The sequence below is a fragment of the Burkholderia sp. MSMB1078WGS genome (assembly GCF_001528895.1).
Lineage (GTDB): Bacteria > Pseudomonadota > Gammaproteobacteria > Burkholderiales > Burkholderiaceae > Burkholderia.
In genome coordinates, this window is record NZ_LPDI01000061.1 from 113,650 (window position 1) to 121,743 (window position 8,094).

Annotated in this window: 5 protein-coding genes and 2 pseudogenes; 2 read left to right on the top strand and 5 right to left on the bottom strand. The window is 55.2% G+C overall.

Annotated features, from left to right (window positions below; translation table 11 throughout):
• Nucleotides 1–173 precede the first annotated feature (173 nt).
• From WT24_RS35340 to WT24_RS16050, 5 genes and pseudogenes are all read right to left on the bottom strand, one after another.
• Nucleotides 174–388 (bottom strand): annotated as a pseudogene (locus tag WT24_RS35340) (hypothetical protein); the annotation flags it as partial.
• Between the two features lie 20 nt (nucleotides 389–408).
• Nucleotides 409–2,118, bottom strand: a complete 1,710-nt coding sequence (locus tag WT24_RS16035; protein WP_179949358.1) for a carboxylesterase/lipase family protein — start codon at nucleotides 2,116–2,118, stop codon at nucleotides 409–411.
• Nucleotides 2,119–2,308: 190 nt separating this feature from the next.
• Nucleotides 2,309–3,691 carry a HAMP domain-containing sensor histidine kinase gene (locus WT24_RS16040; protein ID WP_060034734.1) on the bottom strand — a complete coding sequence of 461 codons (1,383 nt, stop codon included), beginning with the start codon at nucleotides 3,689–3,691 and terminating at the stop codon, nucleotides 2,309–2,311.
• Nucleotides 3,688–4,362 (bottom strand): response regulator transcription factor, encoded by a 675-nt coding sequence (locus tag WT24_RS16045; RefSeq protein WP_060034737.1) that lies wholly within the window; start codon nucleotides 4,360–4,362, stop codon nucleotides 3,688–3,690. Before WT24_RS16045 ends, WT24_RS16040 begins: the two co-directional genes overlap by 4 nt.
• A gap of 233 nt (nucleotides 4,363–4,595) precedes the next feature.
• Complete coding sequence (locus WT24_RS16050) at nucleotides 4,596–5,084, bottom strand: EF-hand domain-containing protein (protein ID WP_060034739.1); 489 nt, start codon at nucleotides 5,082–5,084, stop codon at nucleotides 4,596–4,598.
• An 803-nt stretch (nucleotides 5,085–5,887) separates the two neighbouring features.
• On the opposite strand from WT24_RS16050, the gene WT24_RS34405 reads away from it, so the two are divergent.
• Both WT24_RS34405 and WT24_RS32935 read left to right on the top strand, forming a co-directional pair.
• Entirely contained in the window at nucleotides 5,888–6,211 is a 324-nt protein-coding gene (locus WT24_RS34405; protein WP_156441815.1) for a hypothetical protein, read from the top strand.
• 1,192 nt (nucleotides 6,212–7,403) lie between these two features.
• Nucleotides 7,404–8,094: pseudogene (locus tag WT24_RS32935) on the top strand (hypothetical protein); the annotation flags it as partial.

Below are 8,094 nucleotides of genomic sequence, written 5' to 3' on the forward strand. Positions count from 1 at the left end.
GCTTGCCACTTCGACGACACACTTGGTCTGCTCATCTGCTGCGGACTTTTTCGGAGGACGGCGATTTGTTCTTTCGTAGATGGCATTTTGATGTTCGTCTTCTACTAGAAAGCCAACTCCGCTGAATTTTGTCTATTCCGACCTCTCCGATGACTTTGTCGAGTTGCTCGTCGCAGACGGATAATCCATGACATGGCGAACAGCAACCCGAGGCGTATTGGCAACGCGAGCAAGAGACCGACGATGTGTCCCTTGTCACGCTGCCCAGGCGGTAACTTGCCTGCGAGAATCGCGATGAAGGTCAATAATCGTCGATGCCCAATACGATTTCGAGAACAATCGGTGCAATCGGACGGGTCCGGATTGTCGGGTCCGTCAACCATGCCATGATGTCATCTCCGTAGATGTCTACTGCGCGCTCGTATGCAGTTGCGTTGGCGATGCATCCAGGACCATTTTTCGCGGATAATTTTCCCATGTAGCACCAAGCGATGGCGTGTTCGGATTACCGGTCCTCGCGAAGGCCGCAAGGCTTGCGATCATCGCGTTCGACAATGCTTCGCGCCCGGCTTTATTTGCGTCGCTGTATGCGAACGAGAACAGGTTCTTGCCGAAGTTGGCAAAGATGAAGGGCAGATCCAGTGAATGTGTTGCACCGTATACCGTGTTGAACGGTGCCGGTTCTTGATTCCAGTCGAAGCGGTAGTACCAGACCTTGTCTGGTTGCTGCGAGGCTAGCGAATCGAGTGATGACGTTGCCCCGGCAAGGAACGTGGCCTTCGTGACACGCGCGGCCATGGCATTCCATCCGAACGGCAACGCCGCCGCCGGCAGGTACGCCGCGCTGATCAAGTCCGCCTCGTGCAGCGTGGCCGGTGCATTCGGATCGAAATTGAACTGCATGCTGAAACGATCGTAGTCATTGGGCCTGAATCCAGAAATGCCAGTACGCGAGAGCGTTCCGAACAGGCGTGCGAACGACGTGCCCTCGTCGTTTGTATTACCGGCGAGCACCGGCACCTTCTGGTATCGCCCCGCCTTTAGGGCTGCGATCGCATTTTCTGGAAGAACGGTGCCGTCTGCGATTGGCGCGGGCGCATTGCCGAGTTGCGGGTTCGAAATCGTCACCGAGAGCAATTTTTCGGCCGGGATACTGCGCAGGTACGCTGCTACCTGCGCGCTTGACTGCGATGCGAGCCAGGCCCGCGCGGACGTGCCATCGCTTGCCCTGCCGTCGGCTATGACGATCGCCGTTAGCAATGCCTGGGAGTAGTTTTGCGCCTTCTCCCGAGAGGTGTTCAAGATGCCGCCGCTCAACGGTACTGCCTTCTGGAACAATCCGGCAGACAACGGTGAAACGAGGAGGGCCCATACATTGACCGCGCCGGCGGATTGTCCCATCACCGTGATGTTACCTGGATCGCCGCCGAACGCTGCGATATTGTTCTTCACGAACTTCAGTGCCTGCTGCTGATCGAGCAATGCGAAATTTCCGGAATCCACGAGTGCGTTGCCGGTCTTGAGTTGTGGCAAATCCAGCCAGCCTAGGACACCCAAGCGGTAGTTGATCGTGACGACCACTGCATTGGCCTTCTTCGCGAGTGCTTGTCCGTCGTAGATCGGATCAGCTGAATATCCCGAGACGTTGCTGCCACCGTGTATGAAGAAGATCACCGGAAGCGTGCCTTGCGCGGTCGCCGGACGCCATATGTTGAGTGTCAGGCAGTCTTCATTGCCTACTGGTTTGCCAAAGCCGTCTCGCACAGAGAGGCCGTAGGGCGCGTCATTCTGCGCGGGGCCGTAGTACCCTCCGCCTTGCGCGCAGGCGTGCCCGAACCGTTGCGCGGCGCGCACGCCGGCCCACGGAGCGGGATCGACGGGCGGCATCCAGCGCAGCGTGCCGACCGGCGGCTTCGCGTAGGGAATACCAAGCCAAGCGTAGACACCGGTGGTGGCGCTGCGGTCTAGCCCGCTGATGGTGCCGAAATTCGTGACGCGTTGGGTCGGCGCCGGGCTTGCGGTCTGCTGGGGAAGTGCAGGATTGTTCGTGCACCCAACCAACGACAGTGCGAAAGTTAGCGTTACTAGTCCCACTGCAGTGCGAGGAATCGAGATCACGGATTTTTCCTTTTCCGGAGTGAATTTAGCGTATTGCAATGCCTCACGGCTGGAGAGCCATTCGGAATGCGTGATACTGATCAGCCTGATCGATTCAGTATCCTGATGATTTTGGAAGAGTCGGGTACCCGATTGCGTCTGGTTTAATGATATGGGTGCTCGAGAAATTCGAGCACATCGATGGGCCGGCTCAGCCAACCTGATTCGTTCCGGTTTTCGCGCGTGGCAGGCTAATGCGTATTCCGGCGCCCTGTGTCGGTGGCTCGAAATAGATCACGCTGCCGCGATGAATCTGGGCGATTTCCCGAACGATGCTTAACCCGAGGCCGGCGCCCGGAACATTGCTGTTCGCATAACGCGAAAAGGATTCAAAGATCTGGTCACGGCGGGCAGGTGGTATACCGGGGCCGGTGTCGACAAATTCCATGTGAACATGCGTCGCGTCGGCTCGGACGGTAACGGTCAGCGTGACCGCATCGCCGCCATGCCGAGTAGCGTTCTGGACGAGATTGACGATGATGCGCCTGAGCGAGGTCGGATCCCCGAACACGTCAAGCCGTTCGACATCGTTGACGAGCTCGACGTCGTGTCCGGCAGTTAGAACGACTGGCGCAAGCTCTGCCAACGTATCGCGAACCAGCTCAACCAGATTCATATGTTCCATGCGCGGGGTAGTGTTCTTGAGCGTCTGGAGGTCAAGCAACTTGTCAGTCAGCTCGCCGAGGCGGATTACATCCTGCTCGAGCTTTCGTTTCAGCGGTCCGTCCTCCATTGCGTCCAGGCGCGCGCGAATAATTGCGACCGGTGTGCGCAGTTCGTGAGCGGCGTTGGCGATAAAACGGTCGTGTTGTGCTCGCCCCGCATCGAGCCGCTCGAGTGCTGCGTTGAACGCGCGGACCAGCGGCGCGATTTCGCGCGGCAATCTGTCCACTGGTAAGCGCAGGCCGGGACTATCGATGTTCACGAAGCGTGCGAGCCGGGCGACGTCCTTAAGCCGGCTGAGTGCGGTCGCGACGACGAGTGGAATGACCACGATGTTGACGAGCAGCAGCGGAAGAAAAAACGGTACTTCAAGGTAGTGAATGACCAGGATGGCGACTGCTTTCCACGCCGGTAGAAGCGGGCCGCCTCCGTAGGCAATTTGAGTCTCACCGAGATGAGTTCGAATCGATTTGATCTTGCAGGAAAGATTGAACTGATCGTTGAGATCCGTCGCGCTGCCGCTGAACAGGCGAGGCAGCGCGGCTACTACCGATTCGCAAGCCGGCGAGATTCGGCCGAATCGGACCTCGTCGCCGCTTCGGTCCCGGACAACGAACCAGAGTGTAGGCGCTTCGCGTTTGAGCGCTTCGAGCTGCGGCGATTGTTGTAGTACGAGATCGCCCCCGGATGTGCGTGTAACTGCTTTAAGGATGGTGTCGTCGATACGTTCGTCCATCACGTAGCCCGTAAATTCCCCTTGCAGAAAGTAGAACAGGGACCAGACGCCAGACGCGGTGGCGATCGCGATCAGTGTTCCGATCAGCGTGATGGATATTCTTTGCGTAATCGACAGATTTCGGAAATGGTTCATTCAGTCGTGGAAAGCAAATAGCCGATGCCGCGGATTGGCCGAATCTCGATACCGGCGCCGCGCTGGGCGAGCTTGCTGCGCAACCGGGAAAGATGCGCGTCCAGCGCGTTCGACTGGATATCTTCGTCGAGACCGTAGACGTGTGCGAAAAGCTGATCGCGTCGCACGGTTCTTCCAGCATTCTCGGCTAGCACCTGCAAGGCGAGTAATTCACGTCGCGGCAAGTCGAACGGTTCGCCGTGAATGGTGGCGACGAGCGACACGACATCGATCTCAAGCGCGTTGACGGCGACAATCTGCCTTTGCAGACCCGGCGAGCGGCGGGCGAGTGCGCGAATGCGTGCCACAAGTTCGTCCATGGAGAAGGGCTTGGCTAGATAGTCGTCTGCCCCGGCTTCCAGCCCTTCTACACGCGCGGTGATCGCGCCGGCCGCGGTTAGCACGATCACCGGGATGCCGGGCGCGGCCGTTCGCAGGTCGGAAATGACGGACAGCCCGTCACCGTCAGGCAAGCCCCGATCGAGGAGCACTACCTTGTACTGGCATTCGCGGATCGCGAAACGGGCCTCGCTCAGGCTCGAAACGTAATCGGTGGCAATGTTGCGTTTGTTGAGCGCGGTGCTGATCGCCGATGCGAGTTCGAGTTCATCTTCGATCAACAGGATGCGCATGGGTTTGTCGATATGTTGAATCCGGATAGCGATACGAATTCGAGATGATTTGGAGCCAATTCCGTCATAGCGTCCTGCATTATCAGTAGGGTCGGGCCAGCCGGCCGCAGGACCAGGCTTCAGCGGCCTAGCCAGCGCCGCGTACGTCTACTATCGCTTCAACAAGATACCTCTGTCTCCCCCCTCGTCGGGGGGGCAACATTGGGGGGCGAGTTCGGTGATCGCAGTGCTTACTAGTCCACTAAGCTGTCCATCTTCTTAAGCATCGCGCTGCGAATATCGTCTTTGGTCAGGTAGCCACGGTGATGGATGTCGATCTGGTCGAAGTATTTGGCCAACGGCGGATTGGCTGCCTGTAACTCTGCACGGCTAAGCTTGCCGTCATGATTCGTGTCGGCTGCGTCAAAGGCTGCGTCGAAGGCTGCCTGCTGCTTCTCCAGATACTGAATCAGGAACGCGTTCCATTCGTCGCGACTAATTACGCCGTCGTGGTTGGAATCGATCGTCTTGAAGCTTTTGTCGATATAGGCTTGACCCGTTGCTGTCTGTTCGTCCTTGCCGCTCGATGCGGCGGCATGAGCGACGGATACGCACAACATACCTACGATAACGGTGATAACGAGAAAGATAAACTTCAACTCATGCTCCTTGTTGATAAGCCGACCGCTTCCGTCGATCGTGTGGATGTAAATTGCGCGAGCAGAGCCAGCGGCGTCCGTCACGCCATTGCGACGCCAATGCGTTATCCGGGGGACTGCTGGTCGCCACGATGGTTGGAGTGGGACGCACGTTGCCACGCTATCGATGAAGCCACCCGCGACTGGGCTGCCGATTGAAGCCCAGAGTTACTCACTTGGCAGCTACGCGTCCGCAGTTGCGCGGATATCGCCCCATTTGAGGACGTTGAGCAAGTCACAGTCAGCGATGGAGGCGGCAGTAATTACTGCGCCCGGCGACTGCGGTTGCTGTTTCGTTCAGACAGATTGCCTTCAGTTTCATTCTGAACTCGACGGGGGAACCGCGCGTACATTTCACACCAAATTGATTCGGAAAACCTTGCCGACGAGCCCACAGGAACGCGCCGGTCATACGTCGATTTGCTCAAGTGGGGTACGGTTGATTTTGCGGAATTTATAATTCAAAACAAGCAAACTTAAAATATTGTTAATAGATAAGTGTGAAGCATACTTGACGTAACTGCATAGAGAACTCGCCATAACCTACAGTGCCAACATTATGTGAACATTGCGGAATTGATGTGACACGAATTCATTGTGTGGCCCGGCTGTATTCTGCCGTTCGCGTGCTATCACTATCGGTTTGATATTCGCTCTTAGCCTGCCGGGACGCCGCGAATACATAGTGGCAGCAGGATTTGCTCGATCTCAACCAAGCTCATAACGTTCGCACTGCCTACGCCCTATACCAGAGTCGCGTCGAGCGATGGGCAATTTTCGCGCAATGTTCTCGACGTAAAATTCTTTCAATGATTATGAGGCGTCGTTAGTTCGATCAGATTCCGGTGATGACGAGTACCCGTGGGAAACCCAACGATGGGGTGGTATCAACAGTATTATTTTGGTTGGCGTGTATTGAAATAATCGCAGTTCAGATTTGTGTATTTTATGATGAATTTGTAGCGTTTGATTGTTATTCAAACATCAATTCGACAAAAATCGGAGTATATTTTTCTTCAATAGTATCTGTTTTTGCGTTTTCCGTAGGAATTCTAGATGGCTGGATTCAATTCTTTAGGGGTGACGAGCCAGCCGAGGAAATTCTGTCTGCTTCGCTGATGATTCATTTGGCGGTGGCTATTTTTGGTGTTTTATTCCTTTCCTTGCCATGACGAAATGTGAGGCGTCTTGGCGCCCGCGATGATGTGGTGCGTGGATTTGGAGCGCGCTCGATCGGTGGGTCTGGTCTGACTTTTAGTCTGCAGCAAAAGCGCGAATTAATGATGAATCAGCGGCGGTGTGCGAGAAATAGATATGGTCAGCTCCTAGCGGCTTAGCACGCGGGAGCTCGTGCGAGCGGTTCCATAACGCTACGTGATTCTAAGCGAGTAAGTGTAACGGGTCTTCCGCTCGCCGTCGATGATCGACCTGCCCATCTCCTTGGTCTCAGTTATTTCCATGTCGGTGGCTAACAGCTTACCGCGAAAGTTATCGGGTCGAGGTGCTTTTGGAGACAAATGCTAGGGTCCGTCTCCAATTTACGATTTTGGTAGCCGTTTGTTGGGGCCGTATACCAAAACATTGAGCGGGTCGAAGAGCGGTAGCTGAGGAAATGTAGAGAAGGAGGCTCAACTCAGGGTTTCTTTGGCGTTGTCGAAACGGGGTGGGCCTCACTTCATGGTGAATGGAATGTGAGTGCGAATTTGTGTCTGTCAAATTAGATGTCGCGAGCGAGGGTTCGGCAATGTTCGGGCAATGTCTGCTTAGTACTATCCGGACAGAGAATCTGTATCGTCGCCACATGGTGCTGGGGACGTCACCATTTACGGCGAAGTTTCGCGCTTGCGTGGCACCCGTTTTGCACGCTGATGATTAATCGAATCTCATTTTTGAATGTATCGGTTGATGCATGTTGTCCGCTTGGGTAGCAGGGCGCGTGATATGTTTTTTTGATGGCTGACCAAAAAATATAATCAACTAATTTTTGGCGTCAGTTGAGGGTCGATCAGAGATGGAGGTTCAATATTGAACCTATTTTGAATTTCGTGAAGTTGATTTCATCTGCCGCGCAGTGTCGCGGACGGCAATTCAGATAAGCGGTCCCGTGCGGCTGCGACTTATCTCGGCGAACGGGCTGCATCGGCGTAGTCTCGACCTGGGAAGAAGCTTGGGTTTGGGCGGAATTGAAACAGCTTGGCTGTTTGCTCTTGTTTCGTTTTTTAAAGTGGTGTCGACAAGAATGGCGTGATGTTCGCATTAATTAGGGGTATTTGATGCGCTTGATGGAATTGTTTGCCTTGGTGGTGCGCGCTGATTTTATGTTCGATAGTTGATAATTATTTTTATATTTGGATGTGTAAGTAAATGAATGGCACAAAGATTTTGCCCGGAACGAAGTGTGTCGCCGGCATTTTAATATTTCCTTTGATGGCCAATGTCGCCATGGCGCAGACAACCGTTCCTGTTGATGTTGTGGGGACACCTGGAACAAGTGCAACTGTGACCGTTGGTGAGCAGTCGCAGCCGGCCAATCTGGGGGATGTTATCAAGCAAGGTATTGAGACGACGTTTGCGCCCATTGTCGATTCAGTTGGTGGTACTGTTCGAACTATCTTCAATGTTTTTGACTGCGTTGGAAAATCAGTAAGTGGCACACCATGCTCAATAGATTCGAAGACGATAAAGTTGCAGTTCGGGGATGCCTCGGGTGCCAACTCAACGGCCACGGGTCAAGGTTCGACGGCCTCGGGCGAGAACTCGACGACAGTGGGCCAAGGCTCGACGGCATCGGGTCCGAGCTCGACCGCGAACGGCCAGGGCGTGACGGCATCGGGTGATAACTCGACGGCAGTGGGCCAAGGCTCGAATGCGACGGGTACCAATTCGACGACCACGGGTCAAGGCTCGACGGCATCGGGTCCGAGCTCGACTGCGAACGGCCAGGGCGCGACGGCCTCGGGTGAGAACTCGACGACAGTGGGCCAAGGCTCGAATGCGACGGGTACCAATTCGACGACCACGGGTCAAGGCTCGACGGCATCGGGCTCGAGCTCGA